Consider the following 24947-nt stretch of genomic DNA (forward strand, 5'->3'; position numbering starts at 1 on the left):
GGCCCACCCCTGCCCGAGAAAAGAGACACCTACGATGACGACGACCGACCACCGCCCGCGCAGGGACTACGACCCTCGGTACGACGAGGCCAGGTCCGACGAGCCCGACCTGTACGAGACGTCAACGCCGCAGCCGTCGGCGTTCGTGCGGTGGATCATCGGCGACACCGACTACGCCGAGCTCGCCGCCCTCATCGCCACCGGCGACGCCGAAGAACCCTCCGCTCTTTCCCGGCGCGGCCTCGGGCTGACCCGGTGGCGCAACGACCACCCACGGGCCGAGCAAGCCGTCCACGAGGCAGCGGGAGACCCCTGGTGGCGCGCAGCACTGTCGTCGAGCGCACGCGGCCTCAAAGGTGCCGGTGGTGGCCGGATGTCCACCGTCCCGGCCCCGATCGAGTACGAAGCGACCTCGGTGCAGATGTGCGGACTGAACCCGTGGGCGATCGGCGCAGCCGCACCCTCGGCGGGCACCATCGTCGGCCAGCACGCCATCACCGGCAACGCCGTCTCGTGCGATCCATTCGCCTACTTCCGCGACAAGCTCATCGGAAACCCCTCGATGTTCGTCCTCTCCCTGCCGGGCCTGGGGAAGTCGACACTGATCCGCAAGATCCTCCTCGGGGCGTGCGGATGGGGACAGACCCCGATCGTCGCCGGCGACATCAAAGGCGAATACGTCAAACTCACCCACCTGGTCGGCGGGCAGGTCATCACCCTCGGCCACGGCGGTGGACATCTCAACCCCCTCGCCGCCGGAGCCCTCGGCCAGGCCGTCGTCCGCGCGATCGCCGCCCGCGACGAGGCCACCGACCCCGCTCGGATCGCCGAGCTCGACGAGCTGATCGACGTCGCGACCATCACCATCTCCACCCGCCAGATCAACGCCGTCTGCGCCCTGGTCGAGCTGATCCGCTACGACACCCACTCGGTGAAGGCCTTCGAGAATTCCCTGATCGGGATCGCGCTGCGTGAGCTGTACGCCGACGGCGGATTCTCCTACACCCACCCGCCGCTGCTCAAGGACCTCTACGCCCGCATCGACGCCGGATCGGCGGACATGCTTCAAGCGGCCTACAAGACCGATCACGAGGGCTACCGCGAGGCGATCACCGAATTGATGCAGGCTCTCGGCGCGCTGACCTCCGGCCCGCTCGGGGACATCTTCGCCGATCACACCACCGAACCGATCGACCTCGACGCACCGATGATCTGCATCGACGTCTCCTCCCTCGACCGCGGCGACACCACCCTCAAAGCGGCCGTGATGCTCTCCTGCTGGGCCGACGCCTACGGCACCGTGGAAGCGGCGCACCTGCTCGCCGACGCGGGCCTGGACCGCCAACGACTCTTCCTGATGGCCCTGGACGAGCTGTGGCAGGTCATCGGAGCCGGACCGGGCATGGTCGCCCGCGTCAACGAGATCACCCGTCTCAATCGCACCGATGCGACCGGGCTGCTGATGATTACCCACACCGGCCGTGACCTCGAAACCCTGCCCACCGAAGCCGATATCAAGACCGCGAAGGGATTCATCGACCGCGCCGGCATGGTCGTGTGCGGGGGACTGCCCATCGGTGAAGTCGAACGCCTGTCCGGGGAGCTGAAGTTCACCGACGCCGAAGCCGGGATGGTCACCTCCTGGTCGCGCGGGGCAGCGCTACGCGGGTCCGAACGGCGGACCGTCCGCAACCCGATCGGGCGCGGGAAGTTCCTGATCAAGGTCGCCAAGGACAACACCCCCGGCATCCCCATCCAGACGGTGCTCACCGACGTCGAATACGACACCGGGGTCCACGACACCAACGCCCGCTTCGCCGAGTACTTCGCCGGCGGCCAGCACCACGCCGCCGATACCGACGACGCCCACTACGCGCACGACACGGCACTGGTCGGAGCGCAGTGATGACCGCCGAGTACCCCCGCGCCGAATACCCGGCGCAGACCCGCGCGTGGGCGCTCGATCAATACGAGAAGTCGCGACACAACTACTCCTCCCGCGCCGAATGCGTTGCAGCCTTGGCACTCTCGATCGGGGCACACGAGAACACCGTGGCCCGGTGGATCAAGGACAAGTACGGGCCCTCGCGTCGCCCCGCAGCTGACGAGGTGACCGCACGACTACGTGCCGCCGAGGAGGAGATCACCCGACTGCGTTCGGAAAACCGTTCCCTCACCGAGCGTTTGGCCGCCCACGCCCCGCGATCGATCGGCGCGGAGTCGATTTCGGCGGCCGCGTTGTGAAAAAAGGCGGCGCGATCGCTCTGACCGTCGTGCTCGCGCTGGCCCTGTTCGTGGTCCTGTTCGTCACCACCGGGGTCCGAGAAGAAGTACCCACCAACTGCATTCCCGGGAAAGGCATTTCCTCCGCCGCGGGCGGGGTTCCGGCCGGGTCGTTCGCCAAACCGATGAAAACCTCCGAGGCGCAGCTCACGAGCCCGTTCGGGTCGCGGTGGGGGACGATGCACAAGGGCATCGACCTCGCCGGACCCGTCGGTACACCGATCTACGCCTACGCCGACGGCATCGTCACCCAAGCCGGACCCGCCGACGGGTTCGGGATGTGGATCGTCCTCGAGCACAACATCGACGGGCAGACCGTCTCGACGGTGTACGGGCACATGTTCCCCGACGGTGTCCTGGTCACGCCAGGCGAACGTGTCACCGCCGGTCAGCACATCGCCGACGAAGGCAACAACGGCGACACCACCGGCGCGCACCTGCACTTCGAGTACCACACCGGCCCTTGGTCACCCGACAACGCGATCGACCCGCAGCCGTTCTACGAAGCCGCCGCCGAACCCGGCAGCGGACAGACCGGCCAGAGCCCACTACCGTCGCCGTCGCCGTCGCCGTCCGCACCGACTGGCGGCAGTACAGCGGAAATGGCGGCGCTGCCCGCCGACGTCGGCTCCGAAGAGCACTTCCAGGTCGACACCGTCCGCGTCGCCCGCGCCGTGCACGCGAAGTTCCCGCAGATCACCACGATCGGTGGGTGGCGCGCCGACGGTGGGGGATTCGACGACCACCCCTCCGGCCGGGCCGCGGACATCATGATCGACAACTGGTCCTCCGAGGAAGGCAAAGCACTCGGCGACCAGGTCAAGGACTACCTATGGGCGAACCGCGACTACCTCCAGATCGAATACATGATCTGGCGACAGGAATACATCCCCTCCCAAGGTGAACCGAACACCATGGAGGACAGGGGATCTCCCACCCAGAACCACTTCGACCACGTCCACGTCACCACCGTCGGCCACGGCGCACCGGCACCCGGGCAGACCTACGGGCCCGTCCCCGGCGGCGGCGGATCCGCACCGAAAGCCACAGGCAACTGCACCACCGCACCCGGTGCCGGACTCGGTGATCACGCGAACCTCGCCGCCGGCCAGATCCCTCCCGAGTTCGAGCCGTGGCTCGCCCTCTCGGCCGCGCAGTGCCGCGAGCTCTCACCCGCGATCCTCGCCGCTCAGCTCAAACAGGAATCCGGCTTCACACCCGGTCTGACCAGCCCGGCCGGTGCCGAAGGGTATGCGCAGTTCCTCCCCGGCACGTGGGCGTCGTTCGGTTTCCCCGTCGACGACAAGGGCGTGGTCACCGGAGCTGCGGGGGAGGGCGATCCCAACGACATCGGCGACGCCGTCATGGCGCAGGGACGATACAACTGCTCGGTCGCCGACACCCTGCGACCGGGGATCGAATCCGGCTCTATCACCGGTGATCCCGTGGAGCTGATGCTCGCCGGATACAACGCCGGCCCAGGAGCGGTCCAACAGTTCGGTGGCATCCCGCCCTACTCGGAGACCCAGAACTACGTCACCACCATCACCGCCACCGCATCCGACTACGACCTGGCCCGATAGCCGCCACCGACCAATGCTCGACGGAAAGGCCCACTCATGAACACCGCACCGACACGCACCAGCCACCACCTGACGTCCCACGATCGACATCGAGCACTGACAGCCCTTGCTCTGACCTCGGTCATCGTATGGACGGTGTGGGCTGTTCCCGTCGCCCGACTGATCCTGGAGTCGATGATCACCACGATCGAGGACAGCGGCCGCGCCGCAGCGACCAGCGACGTTCTCGCGCATGGTTGGTGGGCCGTCATCGTCGTCACCGCGGCGATGACCATAGGCAGCCTCATCGCTGTCGCCGACGCCTCTGCGCGAGCGCAGAACTGGACTGTCACTGCGCTCCGCAAAGCCATCCACGTGGCGGCGACCGCGCTCGTCATGTGGGCGATATGGACGGTGAGCGTTGTCGCCGCAGCAGGAGTCCCCACCGTCGGCTAGCGCGGCACACAACCACACTTGTTGTCGGTGGCCACCAGGACACTGGCACCATCACAGACCAAGGAGCACAGATATGGCACAGATCCTCCACAACCGCCAGGCGGATGCACCGATCGTCGATTGGCTCGAAGTCATCGCCAAAGCCGCTGCGCTGGGCCAGATCTGCGACACCGACGCTGAATCAGCGAACGACTCCGACTCGCAGGAGACCACGAGATGAGCCGAAGAGCAGGCATCGTGTTCGCGTGTCTCGGCATCGTCGGGGTGGTCGCCATTGCCGCTCTGATCGTGTTCGTGTTCCGCGGTTCGGACACACCGCCACCACCGGGCACGGACGCCGGGATCGCCATCGACCCGTCGGCCACCGACCCGGTCGGCGTCGCGACGTCGGTGATGTCCGGTGTGTTCACCTGGCAACCCGCAGTGCAGGACTCACCGTGGGATGCCCTGCACGCCCAACGCGACAACGTGACCGGATCGATGGCCACCGCCGCCGCCACGCCACCCGATCCAGCCCCGCAGCCGATCCCGGAGTGGTCGGCATGGGCGCGCAGCGGAGACGTCGTCACCGCCGTCGCTCGACCGGACACCAGCATCTACGCCGACGGCACAGCCGCCGAGATGGACGGTGACAACCAGGCCACCGTGGCTGTCGTCATCGACCGCGTCGTCCAACACCGCAGCGGTGAGATCACCCCGTTCACCGGATACACCGGAGCCGTCGACCTCGAACGCACCGACGACGGCTGGAAGGTCGCGAACTACCGCCTCGTCAGCGCAAGCCTCTAGCCCGACCGGCCACCGGCAACACCCTCGCTGTCCACACGCCGCACGCACCGCAGAGAAGGATCTCTTGTCATGGGAAAAGTCGGAATCCTCACCGAAAAGCCCTCCGCAGCTCGCAACTTCGCCACCGCACTGGGCGGTATGAGTGGCACGTTCGCAGGCACGGAGTACGTCATCGTCCACGCTCGCGGCCACCTGCTGGAGTTGAAAGACCCTTCCGCAATGGTGCCCGCGCCTCTCACCGACAAGTACAAGAGCTGGGAGCTCGAATATCTCCCGTGGAACGCCGACGACTTCCGCTGGGAGCGAGAGATCCGGCGCCGGGTGTCCGGCGGCAAGCTGGTCACCGATCCGGACGCGAAAAGCTTGCTGCAGGACCTCAAGACAGTGCTCTCGGAGTGCGAGAGCGTCTGCAATGCAGCCGATCTCGATCCGACCGGTGAAGGCTCACTGCTGGGCTGGGAGATCGTGGAGTACCTGGGCCTCGAGAACAAGAAGCTCGAACGCATGGAGTTCCTGGACGAGACACCGGCATCGCTGCGTAAGGCCTTCACAGCCCGTCGGCCGGTCACGGCGATCGCTGCCGAGGGCGACTACCGCAAAGCCGACTTCCGGTCGAAGTGGGACATGCTCTCGATGCAGTTCACCAGAGTTGCGACCAAGACGACCGGGGCGAGCACGGTACTGCGTAACGGGCGGCTCAAGTCCGCAATGGTCGTGATCGTCGGTGACGGGCTCGACGCGCACCACGCATACCTCAAGAAGGCGTTCTACGAGAACCGTTTTCGGGACGAGAACGGCGTCACGTACACCGACCCCGAGGTCGATCGATTCGAGAACGAGAACGATGTTCCCGGCGGCCTGCAGTCGTCACCGGTCGTCCACGACGGGACCACACGCAAGAAAACGGGACCGCCGCGGTTGATGGACCTGGCCGGACTGTCGTCACTGCTGGCGAAGAAGGGCTTCGGAGCCAAGAACGTTCTCGACACCTATCAGAAGATGTACGAGGCGCAGGTGGTGTCCTACCCGCGCACCGAGGACAAATTCATCTCGATCGAGCAATTCAACGAGCTGCTTCCATCGGTCGACGCGATCGCCGGTGTGGTCGGCGTGGATCCGGCGGCGCTGAGCCATCGCGGCCCACGTACGAGCCACGTCAAGGCCGGTGGCGCGCACGGTGCCAACCGTCCGGGGCCCAACGTGCCGCCGAGCCTCGCGGCAGTGGAGAAGACCTACGGTGAATTGGGCCGGGAGATCTACGAGCTCCTCGCGAAGAACTACCTGACAATGCTCGCCCCCGACTACGAGTACGACCAGCATCGCGGCCACGTCGAGAAGTATCCGAGCTTCGTCGGATCGCTGAATGTGCCCGCAGTGCTCGGATGGAAAGGTGTGTTCGTCGTCGAGGAGGAGGACGGCGAGCGCGACGAGCAACCCACTGGTGTGACGGCGTTGGGTACTGTCGCGGACCCGTTCGTCCACGAGGGCTTCCCGCCGCGGCCGCCGCATCCGACGATGGGCTGGTTGATGAAGCAGCTCGAGAAGCGGAGCGTAGGTACCGGCGCGACCCGGACGAGCACCTATGCCGAGGTCACGAACAACGCGGGCGGCAAGGCCTTGATGGTCGAGAAACGCGGCAAGACCACCCTCAGCGCGATCGGTGAACTCAACCATCGGATCCTGCCGGGTACACACATCGGTGACCTCACGCTCACCGAGCAGGTCTTCGAGCAGATGGCGCAGATCGAGGCCGGAACCGGTGAGGCAGCCGACTATCTCTCCCTCGTAGCGGATCTGGTGCGCCGCGACCTCGCGACGATGAAGGCAAATTCGAGCACGCTGTCCGGCGAACTCACGGCGCGTATGGGCAAAGCCGGAGTGACTCGGGCGGCGGTGGAGATGATCGACCTGCCACCCGAGCTGCACTTCACCCACGCAGGCACGGTCGTGACCCGCGCGAAGCGAGTCTTCGGTGGCCACCGGTTCACCGACACCGAAGTAGCGAAACTGCTGGCCGGGCAGGTCATCGAAATCATCGCAACAAGCGCGAAGTCGGGAAAGACGTTCACCTGCACGGGAAAACTCGAACCAGGCGTCAGGGAGAAAGACGGCAAGCAGTACCCACACGTGAGCTTCAACCCGCAGTTCGAAGAGCGTGCACCTCGAACCGACCTGGTCAGCGGAGTGTGGAAAGGCAAGCCGGTCACGTTCAAAGGCCGGGGATGGGGGGCCAACGAACACTGGCCGGGCAAGGACTTCACCGAGCAGGAACTCGCGTCGCTGCTGGCCGGGGAGACCATCGAATTCGATGCCACAAGTAAGACAGGTAAGACGTACCGAGCCAGGGGCGCACTGGCCGGAGGTACCTACCAGGGCAGCAAGACATTTGGATTCAAGCTGAAGTTCGAGGACCGCAAATCCACCGCAGGCACCAAGAAACGCACCGTGCGTCGGTAAACGGGTGCCGCAGGACAGCAGCGGGGTCGTACGCCTGCACCCATCGGGAAACGAGTTCGAGCGGCGGGTTCAGAAGAAGGTCAGCTGTGCCTCGTCGACGCGGACACGCCCGGGCTTCGTCCGGCGGGGTCGGACCGGGGGAGCGTGCGTAGCCGGCACCGCCGGTGCGGAACCTTCGGCGATGCCGAGGCCGGCAAGTGCGCGGCGCGCCAGTTCCTCTCTCACACGGGAGCGTTCGGCCACGCGCGTACGTCCGATCGGAGTGTCTCGGACGCTCCACTCCAACTCCCACGCCGCCGACCCCGGTGTCGGTGCTGCCACAGCGCGGTCGGTCACCCGATCGAGTAGTTGGTCGATCTTGTCGATCAACACGTGCGCGCACTCGTCGAGCACACGCTCAGGCACCGTGGCCACGGACTCGTTGTCGCTCACGCCCGCCACTGTAGAGCCGGGCACTGACGGACAGTCCGCAGCTGACACTAACGGCGACGGCCCGATCGCCAGAGCATCGCCTGGTTGCCGGAATCCCCAACAAGGATCGAGGGGTCGGTCAGGCGCTGAGCACAGCCGACGCCGAAGACGCGGCCCTGATCACCCCTCGTCCACACCTACACGCTGATGAGTCGATAACGAACGTCAATCTCGCGGGCGCAGACCTGGGTAAAGTTAAGAATCTCGACGCCGCAGACCTGACTGGCGTGTACTACACAATGTCCACCAAATGGCCAGTTGGCTTTGCGCCCCCCGCTTCGGCTGATTGTTATCAACAAACCGAACAATCTACTTGCGATGCATTTCCTGAATAGTGCGGCTGCGAGATTGGGGCGTTCGCACGACGCTCGTGGTGGACGCGTGAGTGTGACGAAGCCTGCGGCAGCACAGCACATGCAGTGGTTCACACTGGCGTAGCATCCAGCGGCTCTACTTTGCCGCTTCCCCGCCACAAAGAAAGAAGTTGAGAGTGCAGCAACCGAACCCGACTCCACCGCCTGACCACTACGAATGGCTGGGCAGGGTGATGGCCGCATGTTCGTTGCTTGAGATCCAGATCGGAATGATCGGGTGGGCCGCAAAGAACGGTAAGCCCTGGACCGAGAACTGGATGGACGTGGCCAAAAGCTCTGGAGCCGCAGTCGAGCTCTGCAAAAGCCAGCTCAGATCGATGGATACATCGCTGGCCGACGACGTCCGAGCACTGCTGGCCGAAGCGCAACCTGTCTTCCACGAGCGCAACAACTTTGCGCACGCCGTCTTCACGCTCGACCCCACGCGGCCCGGTGACGAACAGTGGGTTCTTAAGTCGGCTCGAGTGGCCGAGTTCAAGCCACTGACCGCCAAGGAAGGCAGCGTTCTGGTTGCAACGACCAACCGCCTCAGCAAACGGGCGAAAGCATTGAGCGCTCGCGCTTCGGGCCCGTAATCACGGACATAGCGAACCGATCACCCGGACAAGGTCGTGGATCGCGAGAAAGCCACAAGTGCACAATCAGCTACGCATATCGAGGTGGCTCCGCCAGCTCGTACCAGGCGAGTTCGTGCGATGGTTCGGCAAGGAACCAAGCAAAACTTCCCGTGGCGAGGTCTTTGAGTCGTTTACGCGCCGGGCCCTCGTTGCGTGACACGAATGCGGAGAGAAACTGGCACCGGGCGGGCGGGATCTTTTGATCGGCTGCCCACTGAAGCAACGCAGCTTTCCGTGCGTTGTCGATTTCACCGTCAGTCGCGACCGCTTCGACTACCCAGAACGTTGCCGGTTTGGTTCCGATGTCGACGATGAGGGCGTCCGGGAGCAGCGTAGAGACGCTGATACTGATGCCTGCGGCAGCGAGCAGCTGACCGTCGGCGACGTACAGTTTGTTGCCCGGTTCCGAGATGGACACGACGACTGGGACCACGAGTCGTGCTGGTGCCCATTGTTCGATGACGCCTTTGAGAATCAGTGAGGCGACACCGGGTTCCAAGGCGCGGGTCGACCGGTCGTGCGGCATCGTGACGGTGACGGCGGTTGACGCTGCGGCCATGTTGCCTTGAACGCTGATCCTGACCATTTCGAGCGGTTCTAGGTGCCCGCTGCGCCATTGCTCGATGGCTTCGTCAAGATCGGTTCCGGTCAGATCAGGGTCGAATAGCGCGGCGAACGCCCCGGCGAGCGCCCAGCGTGGCCCTGAGTAGTTCTGTGGTTTACCGGGACGCCAAGTTGCCGCGCCGCGTTCCCGCAGCATTCGTAACGATTCGTCGCGCAGCGGCTCGCGTGAGTTGTTGGCGTACCACGGGTTGTATTCGTGGCCCCATTCCGTGACGAGGCTTCGGACCTTGTTTTGTCCGCGGCGGGCAGCGGCGTACCACTGCTCTCGTTCGTAGAAATCGGTGTGAACGATGCCGGCGTCCGATAGCCAGAGGCACATCGTGGGTGTCATCCACCGGTGTTCATCAGTGGGCTCGTCGTCTTCTGGGACAATCGCTCCGACGTAGAGCATGGCCGTCACGCCGGTAGCTGCGATGGGGCTGGACAAGGCGGTGTCGAATGCCGCGCGCGGGAAGATGGCCAGTAGTCGCTGTTCGACCTCGGTGCGGGTGGGGACAGGCGGCAGATAGGTCATGGCAGGTCCGTTCGGTAGACGAACCGGACAGCTGCTTCCAGAGCGTCACCACTGAGGCCTTCCCATGACGCGAGGATGTCGCGGCCTGGCAGAGGCAAGGATTCAAGCTCGTACGCGCTGACGGCAACCGATCCGGACATGCTGCGCATGACTCGGTCAAGGGTGCGAGTGGCGAGCAGCCGAGTGAGTGTCGTTCGAGTGACGGCTGGGTTCGACGACGTGGGGCGGAGCACGTTCACGTGGTTTTCGGCAACGACCATCCCTCCCCATTGCGTGAGTACTGAGTCAGTGAGTTCAGCGGCGACCAAGCGTCGGGGCTGTTCGGGGGCTGTTGTTCGCTGAACGACCACGGCGGGCTCACGGAGCACCATCACTTGTTGGTCGGATTTAACCCGCAGGCTGAGATACCGCTGGCCATCCCGGGCAGGGTCCTGATGGACCACTCCACCGTCGATGTCGGCAGCCCAGAGGATCGGTACCGCGCCCGCTGCGTGCAAGGCGGAGATGTCGGATGCTCGGCGGTTCCAGACCAGCGGTCCGGTCGTCGCTTTCCACCCCGCTGACGCGAGAGTGAGCGGCATTGCAAGAGCTGCGGCAGCCGCAGGGGCGTCGTCGGCACGGCGAGGGAGGATCCAGGGTCCGGCACGCTTGGGTGTTGCGACTTTGGCAATCGGACTCACAGTGCCGTTGACGGAAGTGATTGTCACAGTTCGGGTTTTCTTCGGCGAGAAGGTCACCAGGCATGTTTCTTGCAGTACGCCGTCGAAGACTCCAGCCCGGTCGTTGACGAAACCTACCGACCGCAGGGGTGCTTCGGTGGCGAGGACACCCCGTTGGGCTTCGAAGTAACGTCCGGCGAGAAATGATGTCGGGACCAAGGCCGCCAACACTCCGTCCGGGGAGAGCGACTCGATCCCGGACGCCATGAACAGACCGTAGAGATTGGCGTGGCCGTACAGGTGTCGTGCGAACCGGGCTCGCTCATCGGGGTTCAGCTTGACGCGTCCGTACGGCGGATTCATCAGCGAAACCAGGCAGCGGGAGTCGTTGGCGGCCAGTCCGTCCCCGACTTCGGTCAGGGCGGGAAGCGGACGACGTCGTGCGCGCGGTGTGACGGCGAGCAGTGGCAGAAGTTCGGCGGCGAGGACGACGTTGGCGAGCCACACGGCATTGGGATCGTTGTCGATGCCCGCAATGGCATTGGGCAGACCCGCCAGCACGAGTTGCGGGTCAGTTCGCGCACTGGCACCGAGATGGTCTCGGAGTACGGGCAACAGGAGTGCACCGGCACCGCACGCCGGGTCGCGTACCAATCCTGGGAGCGGGCGGGGGCGCTTCCAACCGAGCGCACGTTTGGTCATTGCCCATAATTCCGCTGCCAGCGGCTGCGGTGTGTAGTGACGCCCGTGATCCGATCGATCTTTTGTGCCGAGGGACGCGACGTACCGTTCGCCGAGCTGTTCGGCGGTGCCGAGTTGTTCGGGGACGTCGAACGGTGTCGCAACTTCTTTCGGGAGCGCTGTATCGACAGCCTGGGAGACATCGAGCCACTTGCCGCTGAGACCGGCTGCGCTCGCGCGCTGTGCCCACCATTCCGGGACGCCCGCCAGTACTGTGGCCGGCGACATCGCCGGTGCCGCCTTGCCGCGTGCGTTTCTGGAGCCGCGAGCGCCCGGGTCACGAGCCGGGACGAGAAGGCCGGACACCATCACCCTCTCTCCTGCTGGTCTGTGCATTTGATCTTCGCAGAGTGCAACCGCTTGCCTCAGGCGACTCACCGGCAACGGCAGGTCAGATGAATCATAGGTACCCGAAGGTTGCTCGGTACAGTCACCTGGTGAGCGCCACTGGTGCAGCCTTTACCATCATGTTCTTCGACTGCGGAGCGCCGTTCGGCGACGGAGATAACCCCTCCAAGCTCGACACGCCCACATGGGTCGCCGTAGACAAACATGGCCATCCGGTCGCCACCCTGGCCACTCAAGTACATAGGGAACAGACCGTCGCTGGCGTTCCCTTCGACCGCTGCGTCACCACCTTTGCCCTGGCGTCCACACGAACCAAGGCCACAGCGGAAGTCGTCAGGGCAGCACAAAGCTACTGGTTGAAGAGTCATCAGCTGACGCTTTATCGAACAGGAACCGCGAGCGAGAAAGGTGCGGCCTGTCTCAGCGACCTCGGGATCGACATCGCGCCCTTCCGTAAGCAGAAATATGAGCAGTGGCGAGCGCGTGAAGACCAACTCGACGAAATGCAACGTCAGCAACCTGAGAGCCCCCGCGGGTTCAATGGAGACAATCCGTACACCACGCTCACGGACGACCAGGCTGACGAGCTACGCGAGAAGTGGCTGGCAGAGGCCGAAGCACTTCTCAAGGTGAACCCCACTGGGTACCCCTGACAGACGTACCTGCGTTGAGCCTGACATAAGGGCTGCTTTATCGGCCGCGCCCATAACCGCCGGCTCAGCACTCCCCCAGTTCTGCCGTCTCGACGTGCCCCGTGGTTCAGGCGCGTTCGGCCTGAACCGTGCGGGTGGCGCGCAGCCACCGACCCAGATAGGCCGCGGACGCGGCGAGGTCGGGGCGGTCGGTGAGGAAGTCGGTGAACCAGCCCGACAGGCCGTCCCACTGCTGTGCATCGCCGGGTGGGTGCAGCGTCCAGCCGAGCTCGTCCAGTCTCCAGTGCGCTTTGGCGGAGTTGCGCAGCATCGAGGTGGTGACCCAGTTCGAGGCCTCGTCTGCTCCCCCGCGGGCGACAGGGTCGAGGTGATCGATGGTCGGGAACAGCTCCCAGAACGCGAAATGAGTCTCGGTCATCTTCCAATTCGAATGTGCGGGAAATTCGTTCGGCAGCACGACCGACAGCAATCTCAATGCTCCCGGGTGGATCAGTCGGTCGCCGGAGTAGCGGTCGAGGAATCCGTCGCGGTAGAAGGTGCGCAGCATCTCGGGGAGCGTGTATCGGCGTTGCGCTATGGTGCCGACAACGTGTGGGTAGTCGGTGCCGATGATGGCCTTGGCTGCGTTGTCGTCTCCGTTGCTGAGCGCGGCGCAGGCCCGCGCGAGGACGTCTGCTTTCTGCGTCGGCTGGCCCGATCCGGTGGCCACTACGATCTCCCCGGTCATGTGGGCAGACCACGGACGGCCTGCGTGAGCCCGTGGTCGACTTCCCACACGGCGGTGCTCGGCTTGCCGAGGATGTTATCGAGGCGGTCAGCCTGGTCGAGCACGATTGCCATGCCTCGATCTTTCACCGGCGGAACCCCCGCGCGCTGTACATGCACACAGTCGCGCGCGTCGCGGCCCTATCGGCGTCGCCCCCGGGTTATGTCCACACACGTTCCGTCGACGAAACGGAACGACGGGCAACAGCGATAGCGGAGCGTGCGGTTTCGTCAAAGGGATCGTCCGAGAAGAAAGTGGGTTTCTCAGTGCCTGTTCGCTCTTCGGCGGAACGCGCAACGCGAATCAGAGCGGCTGCTCTGGTCGGTGTCTTTCTCGCTGTCGCCGGGATCATCTTGCTCATGTATCCCGTGTCGGTCTCGTCGTATGGGCTCACTGCGGCATGCGGCACCACGATCACCCGGGAGAACAAAGAACCCGAGGCGCTCGTCGACAGATTCGACACCACGCTCGCAGACAGTCTCGACATTCCGACCCCTCTCGACCTCGACGTCGGGCCGTACACGAAATGCACCGACGCATTGACATTTCGTCGCTGGGTCGCATGGCCCGCAGTCGTCGTCGGTATCGCAGTCGCGGTTCTCGCGCTCCGGAAGCTCACATGGACGAACCTCCTTGCGGCGCGACGCAACAGCACCGCCGGCGTCCCCGCAACTGCTCACCTTGCTAAAACGTCGCCAACACCGCCGACACCCACCCCGGCTACTGTGCCCGCGCCGATCCGAACGGGCGCAGCTGGCGATGCTTCCCTACCGTCGGCACCTCCAGGTTGGTACCCGGACCCCCACCAGCAGAACGGTCTTCGATGGTTCGACGGCTCGCAGTGGACTGCCGGAACTGCTCCCGGCGCACCTACGCAGGAAACCCCCGACGAGAACGAAAGCGATGCCCGATGAACGCGGCTCTGCGTACCAAGCTGGTTGCTGGCTTATTGCTGGTCGGGATTGCTGGTGGAACGATCGCGACCGTTGCGGCGACCACTGCACCAGAACAGGAAACAACCAACTACGCAGTGCGTAGTGGCCTGTATCCGAGCTACAACGATGCGCTCGACACATACCTCGGAGACAGTGATCTGGTGGATGCGTACGGCCAGTTCACCGTCCGCGACCATGGGATCAGGCTCTGCCTCGATGCTGAGCGCGGAGCCTCCGACTCACAAATTATCTCGGCGACGTCCCAAAATCTCGGCGGGATGGGGTACGAAACAGCTCGCAGGTTGTATGCCATCGTCCTCGCTTACGGCATCTGCTCGGTGGATTGATCGTTGAACACAGTTCCCGAAGCTGTCGTAAGAGCTATTGGGTGCTGCAAGATACCGTGTCCATGTATTAGGGTTGATGTTGTTCGACCGTCGATGAGGGTCACGGTCGAGCGTCCATCCAGCAACAGCGCTGCACTGCACCTCTATCTGGTGCCGGTGTGTTCGTGCTGTGGGCTGGCCGACGCTCCCAGTGAAGGCCCTCCATGTCGATTTCACTCCTGCTCGTGTCGAGCAATCCCGAGAATCCATCAGCTTTCGATGGCGGTGTCCGTCGATGACCCGCACCGTCTCTACAGCCGAGCAGCAGCGCCGCTCACAGATCGCCGCCGCAGCCTACGAACGCGGCCGACGCGCCACCCTGGCTGCCGCACGACGCCGCAGCCTGCCCGACCGGGCGCACACACGCCGCGACGAGATCCGCAGTCGCTCCCACTCGTACGAGCCGCGCAGTGACAGTCGCGCATTCGGGCTGCTCGACACCGACGTGTCGCTGGTCCGGGCTGCTGCGTATCTCGCCGCATCCGGTGTCGCGCACGAGTTGATCGCGGCGCAGACCTTCACCGACCCCGCCCAACAGGAGTGGGCGGACGCCACCGTCAATCGCACGGCTGTGCACGAGGACGCATGGCGAGAACGGTTGATCGACAACGGTATCGACGACGCAGTCTTGCGACCGGGCCTGTCTCTGGACGTCCTAGAGCTGCCCGCCGAACTCGACGGTCTCGACTTCGAGGACATTGCCGAACACACCCTCGACGTGTCCTCCACCTCGGCCGACGTCGAACCCCTGAGGCTGGTCGACCTTCTGCGGGAGACACCGCGCCAGGAACAGTCGTCGGGTTCGGTCGTCGACATCACCGACCGGGTCGCCCGCATCATCGAAATCGACCGCGGCATCGATGCGGCCGTCGAAGGTGGTGTGGACGCATGGTGATGACGAAGAAGCCCACCTCGAAAGGTGCCGGCGCTTCCTCGTCGGTGCTCCCGCTGATCGCCGTCTCGGTGGTGATCGTGCTCATCGCCCTCGGATACGGATCACTCTGGCTCGGACACGCATTCACCGACACCGGCGAGCAGATCCCCGGCAACCCGTTTCAGGCCCTGTTCTCCGTGGCCGGCGGGAAGCTGACGTGGCCGACAGCCTCGACGGTGATCTTCGTGATGGCGGTGATCATCGGCTCCGGTCTCGTCGGCGTCGCTGCGGCCGCTCGGGCCTCACGCGGCGGGAAGAACGATGTCGACGCCAAGGCCCGCCTGATGGGCCCGACATCGAAGCTGACCGGGGTGACCGGCAAGCAGGCACGCGAACGCGCGAAGTCGCTGCGCTCGGATCTCGCCGACCGGGACACGCTCGACGACGCCGACATCGGGGTCATCGTCGGCCGCACGGTCCAAGGCAACCAGAAAGTGTTCATGTCCTGGGAGGACATGATGTTCGCCCTCGCCGGTCCTCGTATGGGCAAGACCGCCGCGATGGCGATCGACGCCCTCTGCACCGCACCGGGCGCGGCCCTGTTCACCTCGAACAAACGCGACGGCCATGACCTCACCCGCGGCGTCCGCGAACAACTCGGCACCGTCTGGCGCTACGACCTACAGGGGATCGCCGACGGGCCGCTCACCGGCGGCGACGGATTCTGGTGGAATCCACTCCGCGGCATCACCTCGATCGCCGCTGCCCGCAAACTCGCCTCCTACTTCGCTGCCGCCTCGAACGACGGTTCGGCGAAGGCGGACTCCTCCTACTTCGACGGCGGCGCAAAGGAATTATTCGCGCAGATGTTGCTCGCGGCCGCGTGTGCGGGCGGCGATCTGCTGCACGTCTACGGCTGGCTCTCCGACGAGGACAACGAACTCCCCCAGAAGATCCTCGAGGAACACAACCATCAGATCGTCGCGATGCGGCTGCAATCGGTGCGCGGGCTCAACCCGCGTCAGCGAGACGGCCTGTACGACATGGCCCGCCGGTTCATCAGCCTGCTCGAAGAGCAGAACTACGTGATGAGCGTGCTCCCACCCGAACGCGTCGACGTCTCCCTCGGCGCGGCCCGCGACACCGACATCGGTAGAGGGGTGCGCTACCCGCACTCGATGCCCGAATTCGTGGTCGAGAAGTTCGTCACCAGCACCGACACCATCTATGCCTTGTCCAAGGAAGGACCGGACTCGACGTCGGCACTGACCACGGCCTTGATCGGGTCGATCATCGACGCAGCCCAACGGACCGCACGCCGCAGCCCGCGCGGGCGGATGCCGGTACCGATGCTGTGCATCCTCGACGAGGCCGCGAACGTCTGCCGACTCACTGAGCTCCCCGCCTGGTACTCCCACCTCGGCTCCCAGGGGATCTGCCTGATGACGATCGTGCAGAACCTCTCCCAAGCACAGAAGGTGTGGGGTCAGGACGGGGTCAAACAACTCCAGGATGCCGCGAACTTCCTCTGGTACGGCGGCGGGATCAAGGACAAGACCACCCTGTCGGACCTGTCTGCGCTCGTCGGCGATCACGACGTCGAACGCTGGTCGACCTCCCGTAGCGGCGGCATGTTCGACAGCGGCTCGACCTCAAAGTCTCAGTCCTGGTCGAAGGAGCCGATCATGACCGTCGACGACCTCGCCGCGATCCCGAAAACCCGAGCCCTGGTCCAGATTTCGGGCAACCGGCCGGTGCTGATGAAGAAGCTGTACTGGTCCGACGGCCCGAACGCCGACGCCATCACCGCCTCGGCCGGGCGATACGGAATCCCCGAGAAGACACAGATTCTGCTCGACGAGGACGCAGTCGACATCGACGAAGTCACCGAGAGCGATGAGGAGCCCTTCCTGTGACCGCATACGACGACCCCGATGCCACCGAGTTCGATCCGGACGCCACCGACTTCGATCCGAACGGGAATCCGCCGGAACCGGAGCGGCAGTACGAGTCGATGTTCGACTGGTTCGACACCTGGTTCGCGACCCTGATCACCCGCAAGCTCAGCGGCACCGCCGGTAAGAGCGGGCGAGTGTTCTGCCCCGAGTGGTGGCGACACGACGAAGTGGTGCGCCGCCTGCGGGACCTATGGCTGGCGTGGGAAGGCGCGGAGGCGAGCGAGAACCTCGGGGCTCCGAGTGCCTGGTGGATCCACGACGCCGACCCGATGCTGCGAGTGCTGCTCGATCCAGACGGTGGCCCGATGTATCTGTGCAGCAGAGACAACCACGAAACGACCCCGCCGCTACGGCGAACGTTGACCCTGCCCCCAGCGGGCTGGTTCGACGGCCTCGACTGACCCCACCCACCCACATCGTCAACATATCTTGACGATTCAGGTGGAGCCTGACACAACTACCGATTCGATCGACCGAAGGGACCTGGTGGGTCCGGCTAGACCCACCAGGTCCGATATGGCCGGAGAGTGCGTCTCCGGCCGACGACGACGTTAACGATCCCTGCCCGGTCCCGGGCAGTGCGGGTCGCACAGACGTCTCGCCCGACTTCAGGAGCGCACACCGTGGCCAAAGATTCCGACGATTTCCAACTCGATTTGTTCGCCGAGACAGAGGACAGTGACACCCATGATCGACCCGATAACGCAGGAGATAATGAAGCTCTACTTGGAGCACCAGGGGCTGCCGCAGGAGCTGAGCCCGACCGATCAGCAGGCGTTCCTCGAGACCGAGAGCGAGCGGATCGCGGAGCGGATCGACAACATGAAGATCGTCATGGAACAGCAAGTGCTGCAACGCTATATGCGCGACAACGGCCAGCCGCCCCCGTACATGGAGAAGGTCGGGATGATCAACCAGGCGTGGGCGCAGGCGACGGACTTCGTGATCAACGAGGAGATCTACGGCCAGCTCCCGCCGGAGATGGAGGCCTACCCACCGGACCAGGAGAGCCCGGAAGCGGAAGCGGAACGGGATCAGGCGCGGATTCAGGTTCACAAGAGCGATCCGGAGCGGTGGCGCAACCCGCTCAACTGCGCGGACCCGGACAAGGAAGCGGACCGGCTGACGGACCAGCTGTGGAAGGGCCGGCCGGTGCAGTTCCTCTACTACGCAGCGCATCTGATAGCGGCGAGGATCGAGGACAACGAGCCCTACCCGACGTCGCAGAGCCACCCGCTGTATCCATCGTTCACCAGCCAGCTCGACGAGAGAGTGGCCGAGACCGCGGCAAGCGGAAAGTAACCCGCCGCAGCGAATCCGACGCCCAACTGGATCTGTTCTCGTTCGACGCCGACGGTGCCGCACCGATCGACCCGGCCGGCACCGAGATCGGCGGCACACCGCTCCCGGCACCGGTCGATCCCAAGATCCTCGCCGCCGACGCCGCATCCCAGCAGACGCGCGAGCTCCAGCCCGCACCGGAGGTCGTCACGGGCACTGCCGTCGACGGCCCGGCACTGCCGCCGTCGGCGACGGAGCTGGTACGCGACGCCTACGGCCGGCTCGCGCGCGAGGACGAAGCGTACGTGCGGTTGGCGCGGATCCGCGCCGACCTCGACGGGACACTGACCAGCGAGCAGCTCACCGATGCGCTGATGGAGCTGCGGCGCGCGGGCGATGTGTCGCTGATTCCGGAAGAGAATCAGAAGACTCTCGGGCCCGCCGATCACGCTGCGGCGGTGAGCTACGGCAACCAGAGTCGGCACCTGATCGCCGTCGACGGTCGCCGCGTCGACCAACTCCTCCCCACGCGGAGCACTCCCCCACCCAGCGTCGAGACCGCCTCCCCCACAGTCGAACCGACCCCCGATCCCACGACGACTACCGCAGTCCCGGACACCACCGAAGGGATGGTGGTCGACACGCAGACGGTCGCCGAGCGACTGTGGAATGTCGAGCCCGTCGACTTCCGGCCCGGCACCGACATCCTGGTGCCCTCCGGAACGAAAGCCCGTGTGGCAGCGAACATCGACGCCCTGCGCACCCTCGCCGTCGTCACCGCGCAGGATCGCTACGCCACCGCCGACGAGCAAGCAGTGCTGGCCCGCTGGTCGAGTTGGGGTGCAACCCCGCAGGTGTTCGACCCTCGCCGCGACGATTGGGCCGCCGAACGCGAGCAGATCCGCTCGTTGCTGGACGACACCGCGTGGGCGCAGGCGCAGCGAACCATACTCAACGCTCACTACACCGACCCGGCGATCGCGGCGGCGATGTGGAAGGCAACGATCCGGGCCGGGTTCACCGGCGGCCGGGTTCTCGAACCGGGTTGCGGATCGGGAACATTCATCGCTCACGCCCCCAGCTCCGCGCAGATGGTCGGGGTGGAGCTCGACGCCACTACCGCCGCGATCGCCGCGGCGTTGAACCCGTCGGCGCAGATCCGCGCCGAGGGATTCGAGAAGACCACCGCGCCGGCGTCATCGTTCACCGCGGCGATCGGCAACGTCCCGTTCGGGGACTACCGGCTCTACGACCCAGTCCACAATCAGGCCAAGCACTCGATCCACAACCACTTCATCGTCAAATCGTTGGCGATGACCGCCCCCGGCGGCTACGTCACCGTCCTGACCTCCCGCTACACCCTCGACGCCCAGAACCAGCGGGCCCGCCGCGACATCGCCGCCCTCGGCGACCTCGTCGGCGCAGTCCGGTTGCCGTCCAACGCCTTCCGGCGTGTCGCCGGGACGGAGGTCGTCACCGACATACTCGTGTTGCGCCGCCGCGCCGACGGGGCGAAACCCGCACCGTTGACCGAGCGGTTCCTGCAGCTCGAGAACGCCACCGCTCTCGACGATGCCGGCGAGGACAAGGGCGTGCCGATCAATTCCGTCTACACCGATCACCCCGACTGGGTGCTCGGTGAGCTACGGGTCGGGCACGGCATGTACGGCAACGAGACCCTGTCCGTCGACGCGACCGACAGCGACGTCGACCTCGCCTCCCTGGTCGAGGATCGGCTCACCGCGATCGTCGACGCAGCGAATACCGACGGTCTCGGGCTCACCGCGTCGTGGCGCGACACTCTCGGGCCCACCCGGGAGGACTTCGAGCGCGGACTGCTGGCGATCGGGAACGGCCCGGCGCAGGACGAGCTCGCGGTGGGCACGCTGCGGCACGATGCGCAGATGGAGACCATCGAACGCTGGAACTCCCGCGCCTGGGAGCCGGTGAACACTCGTGGAGCCAAGCAGGTCGCCGAATGGGGCGAGCTGCTCGCGCTGCGCGACACCACCCACGCCCTCCTCGACGCGCAACGTGGACCCACCGACCCCAGCCAGCGGCAAGCGCTGCGGGAGATCCTCGGTGAGCAGTACGACGCCTACGTTGCCCGCTACGGCCCGATCAACCGGTTCACCATGACAACGCCCAAGGACCTCACCGAATCGCAGCACGACGCCGCTCTGGCGAAGCTGATCGACACCTGGCGTAAGGACGAAGGCGTCGCCGGCGACCCGTATGCCGGAGAGGTTCCCGAAGACGTCTACGACCGGCTCTCCGACGATGCGTGGATCAATCCCCGCCAGCCCACCAAGCTGCAAAGCCATCTCGGCAAAGCCTTGCGCACCGATCCGACGTTCGCTGCGGTGCTCTCCCTCGAGCACTTCGACGAGGAGACCATGGCCCCCCGCAAGGCGGCGATCTTCCACACCGACGTTCTGCACTCACGCGAGCTGCGCAGTCACGCCGAGACGGTCGACGAGGCAATGGCCATCAGCCTCGACGAGCAAGCCCGCCTCGACGTCGGGCGGATCGCCGAACTACTCGGAACCACCGTCGAGCAGGCCGAGACCCAGATGGAAGGACGCGCTTTCCGCACTCTGACCGATCCGACCCGGTGGGTGTCGTCGTCGAGGTATCTGTCGGGCAATGTCCGCACCAAGCTCGCCGACGCCGAAGAGATCGCCGCGCTCGATCCCCGCTACCAAGCGAACGTCGACGCCTTGACCGCGGTGATACCGCCACGCAAGACCGATGTCGATGTCGCTCTCGGTGCGCCGTGGGTGCCGATCGAGACCTACACCCAGTTCGTCCGCGAGACCTTCGAGGTACCGGCCGATGTCCCGGTCACCATCGAACGGGCATCGGGTCGCTGGGCGGTGTCGGTGGATGCCTACCCCGGTGTGGGCGAGCAGCACCTCAAGTGGGGCCTGGTACCCAAACGGGGATCGTGGTCGACGAAGTACAACTTCGAGCACCGCCCCGCCGAGGACCGCGGGATCGGCAACGCCGGAATGCGCTCCGGTGACTACGAGTGGCAGGAACTGCTCACCGACCTGCTCAACAGCGACCCGATCGAGATCGCCACCTCCAAGGAGTTCCGCGAGAGTGCCGGGGCACCGGGCATTCACGATGCCGCGACCCGCGCGGCGCAGTCGAAGGCGCGGCGTCTGTCTCAGGAGTTCGGGCAGTGGGCGTTGCACTCCGACGAGGTGCGCCGCGAACAGCTCCTCGATATCTACAACGACAAGTTCAACTCCCTTGTCGCGCCGGTGCATTCGGGGGCGCACATGGCCTTCCCCGGTCTCGGTGAGAAGTACTCGCCGTACCCGTATCAACGAGACGCCGCCGCGCGGATCGTCTCCGAGCCGACGGTGCTGCTCGATCACGTCGTCGGGGCCGGCAAGACCGGCACCATCCTCATGGGAGCGATGGAGCTGGGGCGTCTCGGGTTGGCGGACAAGCCGTGGGTGGTGGTGCCCAACCACATCATCGACCAGGTCGTCCGCGAAGCCGGGCAGTGGTATCCCGGCGCGAGAATCCTGTCCGGATCGGCGGCCACCGACGCCGAAGGGCGCCGATTGCTCGTCGCCCAGTCCGCCTCGCAGGACTGGGACATGGTCATCGTGCCGCGGTCGGCGTTCTCCTCGATCGGGGTCGATCCCGGCACGAAAGCCGAGTACATCCGTGGCCAGGTCCAGGCCATCGACGCGGATCTGGGCGATGTAGAGGGCCGCCAGACCAAGAAACGGCTCGAAGCGATGAAGGCCAGGCTCGAGGAGAAGCTCGCGACTGCGCTCGAGCAGGCGGGGAAGGACCGTGGGCTGACCTTCGAGGCATCGGGCTGTGACTACCTGTTCATCGACGAAGCCCACGAGTTCAAGAATCTCGCCCGCGCGTCCGGGGTCACCGAGCTCGCGAACGAGGGCTCGCACCGGGCCACCGACATGGACCTCAAGCTGAACTATCTGCGGTCGATGCGCCGCGAGGAAGCGATCACGAAGGGCATTCCGCCGGAGGAGTACGTCGAGCGTGTGGCCACGTTTGCCACAGGCACGCCGGTCGCGAACTCTCTCGCCGAGCTGTGGGTGATGCAGCACTATCTGCGTCCGGATCTCCTCGAGGACGCCGGGGTCGCCTCGATCAACGACTGGGGAGCGACGTTCACCGACACCGTCGAACGAGTCGAGCTCAATTCGTCGGGATCGAGACTGCGGGCCATCACCCGGGTCGGTGAATTCACCAACGTCGGCGATCTCATCGGCATGACCAGCGTGTACACCGACGCGGTTACCCGCGATCAGGTGCCGGCGAACCTTCCGGTCAAGGACGGTGGCCGCAACACCGACGTCACGTTCACCCCGGCGCTGGAGGTGCAGGACTTCATCGCCGATCTGGGCTACCGGGCCGATAACGCCGACGTCAAGCGCCCTGATCTCGACAATGCCCTCAAGGTCGCCAACGACGGCCGCAACGCCACCCTCGATCCGAGGGTGGCGCACATGGACCCGGCACCACCGGAGCATTCACGGGCGCACATCGTCGCGCAGCGAATCCTGAACGTGCACAACGAATCGAGCGAGAACGCCTACCTCGATGCCTCCGGTGAACCGCACCCGACGCCGGGTGCGTTGCAGATCGTGTTCTGCGACCGCTCCACCCCGAAAGCCGACGGGTCGTGGTCGATCTACGACGGGATCCGCGAGGAGTTGCTCGCCGGCGGGATGGAGCCCGCACAGATCGCCTACGTCCACGACTACCCGAAGCCGTCGGAGAAGGCCCGCCTGTTCGAGATGTGCCGCACCGGAAAGGTATCGGTGGTGTTCGGGTCCACCGAGAAGATGGGCACCGGCACCAACATCCAGGATCGTGCGATCGCACTTCATCACGTCGATGTGCCGTGGCGACCAGCCGACCTCGAACAGCGTGAGGGCCGAATCATCCGGCAGGGCAACCAGAACGCCCATGTCAAGGTGTTCAACTACGTCGCCGAGAAGACCTTCGACACCGTCATGTGGCAGACCGTGCACCGCAAGGCGCATTTCATCGAGCAGCTCAAGAAGGCGGACCGCTCGATGCGGCGGGTGGTCGATCTCGACAGCGACTCGCTCGCCGAGAACTCGGCCATGACCAAGGCCCTCGCCACCGGCGATGATCGGTACATCCAGCAGATCGAGCTGGACTCCCAGCTCCAGGAGCTCCAGTCCGAAGCGGATTCGCATTTCGCCGAGCAACGCTCCATCGAACGCGACCGGGACCGCCTGCGCCGCGAAGTACCCCGCGCACGCCAGCGGGTCGCCGGATTGAAAGAAGCGGCACCGGTGCTCAAAGGCCGGCGCGACGTCGAGCAGTGGCCCGGCATGACCATCCGCGGAGTGTTCTACGACAAGCGCAGCGACGCCGCGAATGCGATGGCCATGGCGTTGCAGGGCACCTACCAGGCCCTCAAGGGTGAAGGGTTGACCAAGTCGATGGTGGTCGCGGAGATGAGCGGATTCCCGATCGAGGCATCTCGCCCGGCCCAGGACAGTGCGCTGTATCTGTCGTTTTCCGGTCTCGGTTCCTCGACGAAGGTGATCGAAGCGCACGATCTGTATCCGAGGATCGGAGACGGAGACCGCAGCCAACACGCGTTCGGTCTGCTCACGCGGATGGAGAACATGGCGTACACCGTCGACACCGACCTCGCGAAGGCCGAACGCTCACTCGATCGAGACGAACAACGCCTCGACGACCTCGAACTGGTCGAGCTATCCGACTTCCCGAAAGCGGTACAGCTGAAGGACCTCTCGAACGAAGTCGCCCGGCTACGGCGCGAAATCAAGGAGGCAGAAACGAGTCCCGAAGCCCTCGCCCGCGACGCTGCCCGTGCCGAACGTGCAGCAGCGAAAGGTCGAGAGCAAGGGTGGTCGCTGATGCTCAACCCCACCCCCGCACTCGTCGAACAACTCGGAATGGGCAGCGCCGACAACGTCCGCGCGATGATGCGCCAGGCCGAAGTAGAAGCGTTACAGCGCACTTCATCGTCGAGCATCGATGCGATCGACCCGGATCGACCCCGTCGCGGACTATCTGCACCACCCGAAAACAGGGCACCGGGCACCGGTCGACCGGATCCTGATCGGCGCCGCCCACCTCCAGAGCCGAACGGGCCCACCCGCGACCAAGGGCCCCAATTGGAGTAACAGGTATCTGACTCGCC

The 24947-nt window shown here is 65.2% G+C and carries 20 protein-coding genes; 16 read left to right on the forward strand and 4 right to left on the reverse strand.

Features of this window, described 5'->3' with window-relative positions; genetic code table 11:
- Positions 1-34 precede the first annotated feature (34 nt).
- The 7 genes from CH256_RS07675 to CH256_RS07700 all read left to right on the forward strand — a co-directional run bounded on the left by CH256_RS07675 (position 35) and on the right by CH256_RS07700 (position 7547).
- Positions 35-1906 (forward strand): ATP/GTP-binding protein, encoded by a 1872-nt coding sequence (locus tag CH256_RS07675; RefSeq protein WP_094623018.1) that lies wholly within the window; start codon positions 35-37, stop codon positions 1904-1906.
- A complete protein-coding gene (locus CH256_RS07680) occupies positions 1906-2244 on the forward strand; it encodes a transposase (protein ID WP_094623017.1) in 339 nt (112 codons plus the stop codon). The genes CH256_RS07675 and CH256_RS07680 overlap by 1 nt, the downstream gene beginning before the upstream one ends.
- Positions 2241-3866: a peptidoglycan DD-metalloendopeptidase family protein gene (locus CH256_RS07685; RefSeq protein ID WP_094623016.1), complete on the forward strand. Its 1626-nt coding sequence runs from the start codon at positions 2241-2243 to the stop codon at positions 3864-3866. Before CH256_RS07680 ends, CH256_RS07685 begins: the two co-directional genes overlap by 4 nt.
- A 36-nt stretch (positions 3867-3902) precedes the next feature.
- The gene (locus CH256_RS07690; RefSeq protein WP_094623015.1) at positions 3903-4301 is read left to right on the forward strand and encodes a hypothetical protein; all 399 of its coding nucleotides are present in this window, start codon (positions 3903-3905) and stop codon (positions 4299-4301) included.
- Positions 4302-4374: 73 nt separating this feature from the next.
- On the forward strand, positions 4375-4521 hold the full coding sequence (locus CH256_RS28005) for a hypothetical protein (RefSeq protein ID WP_155288950.1): 147 nt from the start codon (positions 4375-4377) through the stop codon (positions 4519-4521).
- The gene (locus CH256_RS07695) at positions 4518-5090 is read left to right on the forward strand and encodes a hypothetical protein (RefSeq protein WP_256984016.1); all 573 of its coding nucleotides are present in this window, start codon (positions 4518-4520) and stop codon (positions 5088-5090) included. The genes CH256_RS28005 and CH256_RS07695 overlap by 4 nt, the downstream gene beginning before the upstream one ends.
- Before the next feature lie 69 nt (positions 5091-5159).
- Positions 5160-7547 (forward strand): DNA topoisomerase III, encoded by a 2388-nt coding sequence (locus CH256_RS07700; protein WP_094623014.1) that lies wholly within the window; start codon positions 5160-5162, stop codon positions 7545-7547.
- A gap of 69 nt (positions 7548-7616) precedes the next feature.
- Here the strand turns inward: CH256_RS07700 and CH256_RS07705 are convergent, their stop codons facing one another.
- Entirely contained in the window at positions 7617-7979 is a 363-nt protein-coding gene (locus CH256_RS07705) for a hypothetical protein (RefSeq protein WP_143536301.1), read from the reverse strand.
- A gap of 730 nt (positions 7980-8709) precedes the next feature.
- On the opposite strand from CH256_RS07705, the gene CH256_RS28345 reads away from it, so the two are divergent.
- Positions 8710-8967, forward strand: a complete 258-nt coding sequence (locus CH256_RS28345) for a hypothetical protein (RefSeq protein ID WP_218829128.1) — start codon at positions 8710-8712, stop codon at positions 8965-8967.
- 70 nt (positions 8968-9037) lie between these two features.
- On the opposite strand, the gene CH256_RS07715 is transcribed toward CH256_RS28345, so the two are convergent.
- Positions 9038-10147 (reverse strand): BsuBI/PstI family type II restriction endonuclease, encoded by a 1110-nt coding sequence (locus CH256_RS07715; RefSeq protein ID WP_094623011.1) that lies wholly within the window; start codon positions 10145-10147, stop codon positions 9038-9040.
- Positions 10144-11856, reverse strand: a complete 1713-nt coding sequence (locus CH256_RS07720; RefSeq protein ID WP_094623010.1) for an Eco57I restriction-modification methylase domain-containing protein — start codon at positions 11854-11856, stop codon at positions 10144-10146. Before CH256_RS07720 ends, CH256_RS07715 begins: the two co-directional genes overlap by 4 nt.
- A 128-nt stretch (positions 11857-11984) precedes the next feature.
- Between CH256_RS07720 and CH256_RS07725 the strand changes: the two genes are divergently transcribed.
- Complete coding sequence (locus tag CH256_RS07725; protein WP_094623009.1) at positions 11985-12548, forward strand: hypothetical protein; 564 nt, start codon at positions 11985-11987, stop codon at positions 12546-12548.
- A 106-nt stretch (positions 12549-12654) separates the two neighbouring features.
- Here CH256_RS07725 and CH256_RS07730 read toward each other — a convergent pair whose 3' ends face one another.
- Positions 12655-13275 carry an HNH endonuclease gene (locus CH256_RS07730; RefSeq protein WP_094623008.1) on the reverse strand — a complete coding sequence of 207 codons (621 nt, stop codon included), beginning with the start codon at positions 13273-13275 and terminating at the stop codon, positions 12655-12657.
- Positions 13276-13580: 305 nt separating this feature from the next.
- Here CH256_RS07730 and CH256_RS07735 point away from each other — a divergent pair, with 305 nt between their 5' ends.
- The 7 genes from CH256_RS07735 (at position 13581) to CH256_RS07765 (ending at position 24930) form a co-directional block, all read left to right on the forward strand.
- Positions 13581-14228, forward strand: coding sequence for a DUF2510 domain-containing protein (locus CH256_RS07735; RefSeq protein ID WP_218828620.1), 648 nt, complete (start codon positions 13581-13583; stop codon positions 14226-14228).
- Positions 14225-14596 (forward strand): hypothetical protein, encoded by a 372-nt coding sequence (locus tag CH256_RS07740; protein WP_094623007.1) that lies wholly within the window; start codon positions 14225-14227, stop codon positions 14594-14596. The genes CH256_RS07735 and CH256_RS07740 overlap by 4 nt, the downstream gene beginning before the upstream one ends.
- A gap of 274 nt (positions 14597-14870) precedes the next feature.
- The gene (locus CH256_RS07745) at positions 14871-15530 is read left to right on the forward strand and encodes a TraI DNA relaxase (RefSeq protein WP_094623006.1); all 660 of its coding nucleotides are present in this window, start codon (positions 14871-14873) and stop codon (positions 15528-15530) included.
- Positions 15524-17425 (forward strand): type IV secretory system conjugative DNA transfer family protein, encoded by a 1902-nt coding sequence (locus tag CH256_RS07750; RefSeq protein ID WP_094623005.1) that lies wholly within the window; start codon positions 15524-15526, stop codon positions 17423-17425. Before CH256_RS07745 ends, CH256_RS07750 begins: the two co-directional genes overlap by 7 nt.
- Positions 17422-17868 carry a DUF4913 domain-containing protein gene (locus CH256_RS07755; protein ID WP_094623004.1) on the forward strand — a complete coding sequence of 149 codons (447 nt, stop codon included), beginning with the start codon at positions 17422-17424 and terminating at the stop codon, positions 17866-17868. Before CH256_RS07750 ends, CH256_RS07755 begins: the two co-directional genes overlap by 4 nt.
- Before the next feature lie 286 nt (positions 17869-18154).
- A complete protein-coding gene (locus tag CH256_RS28500) occupies positions 18155-18769 on the forward strand; it encodes a hypothetical protein (protein ID WP_094623003.1) in 615 nt (204 codons plus the stop codon).
- A gap of 353 nt (positions 18770-19122) precedes the next feature.
- Complete coding sequence (locus CH256_RS07765; RefSeq protein ID WP_441344178.1) at positions 19123-24930, forward strand: helicase-related protein; 5808 nt, start codon at positions 19123-19125, stop codon at positions 24928-24930.
- Positions 24931-24947: the final 17 nt, after the last annotated feature.

It is taken from the genome of Rhodococcus sp. 05-2254-6 (assembly GCF_002258565.1).
Taxonomy (GTDB): domain Bacteria; phylum Actinomycetota; class Actinomycetes; order Mycobacteriales; family Mycobacteriaceae; genus Rhodococcoides.

Bases quoted from the DNA above. Each gene is read 5' to 3' on its own strand.
- CH256_RS07675 (WP_094623018.1), top strand. From the start codon at position 35: ATGACGACGACCGACCACCGCCCGCGCAGGGACTACGACCCTCGGTAC.
- CH256_RS07680 (WP_094623017.1), top strand. From the start codon at position 1,906: ATGACCGCCGAGTACCCCCGCGCCGAATACCCGGCGCAGACCCGCGCG.
- CH256_RS07690 (WP_094623015.1), top strand. From the start codon at position 3,903: ATGAACACCGCACCGACACGCACCAGCCACCACCTGACGTCCCACGAT.
- CH256_RS28005 (WP_155288950.1), top strand. From the start codon at position 4,375: ATGGCACAGATCCTCCACAACCGCCAGGCGGATGCACCGATCGTCGAT.
- CH256_RS07695 (WP_256984016.1), top strand. From the start codon at position 4,518: ATGAGCCGAAGAGCAGGCATCGTGTTCGCGTGTCTCGGCATCGTCGGG.
- CH256_RS07700 (WP_094623014.1), top strand. From the start codon at position 5,160: ATGGGAAAAGTCGGAATCCTCACCGAAAAGCCCTCCGCAGCTCGCAAC.
- CH256_RS28345 (WP_218829128.1), top strand. From the start codon at position 8,710: ATGGATACATCGCTGGCCGACGACGTCCGAGCACTGCTGGCCGAAGCG.
- CH256_RS07715 (WP_094623011.1), bottom strand. From the start codon at position 10,147: ATGACCTATCTGCCGCCTGTCCCCACCCGCACCGAGGTCGAACAGCGA.
- CH256_RS07720 (WP_094623010.1), bottom strand. From the start codon at position 11,856: ATGGTGTCCGGCCTTCTCGTCCCGGCTCGTGACCCGGGCGCTCGCGGC.
- CH256_RS07730 (WP_094623008.1), bottom strand. From the start codon at position 13,275: ATGACCGGGGAGATCGTAGTGGCCACCGGATCGGGCCAGCCGACGCAG.
- CH256_RS07740 (WP_094623007.1), top strand. From the start codon at position 14,225: ATGAACGCGGCTCTGCGTACCAAGCTGGTTGCTGGCTTATTGCTGGTC.
- CH256_RS07745 (WP_094623006.1), top strand. From the start codon at position 14,871: ATGACCCGCACCGTCTCTACAGCCGAGCAGCAGCGCCGCTCACAGATC.
- CH256_RS07750 (WP_094623005.1), top strand. From the start codon at position 15,524: ATGGTGATGACGAAGAAGCCCACCTCGAAAGGTGCCGGCGCTTCCTCG.
- CH256_RS28500 (WP_094623003.1), top strand. From the start codon at position 18,155: ATGATCGACCCGATAACGCAGGAGATAATGAAGCTCTACTTGGAGCAC.
- CH256_RS07765 (WP_441344178.1), top strand. From the start codon at position 19,123: ATGGAGCTGCGGCGCGCGGGCGATGTGTCGCTGATTCCGGAAGAGAAT.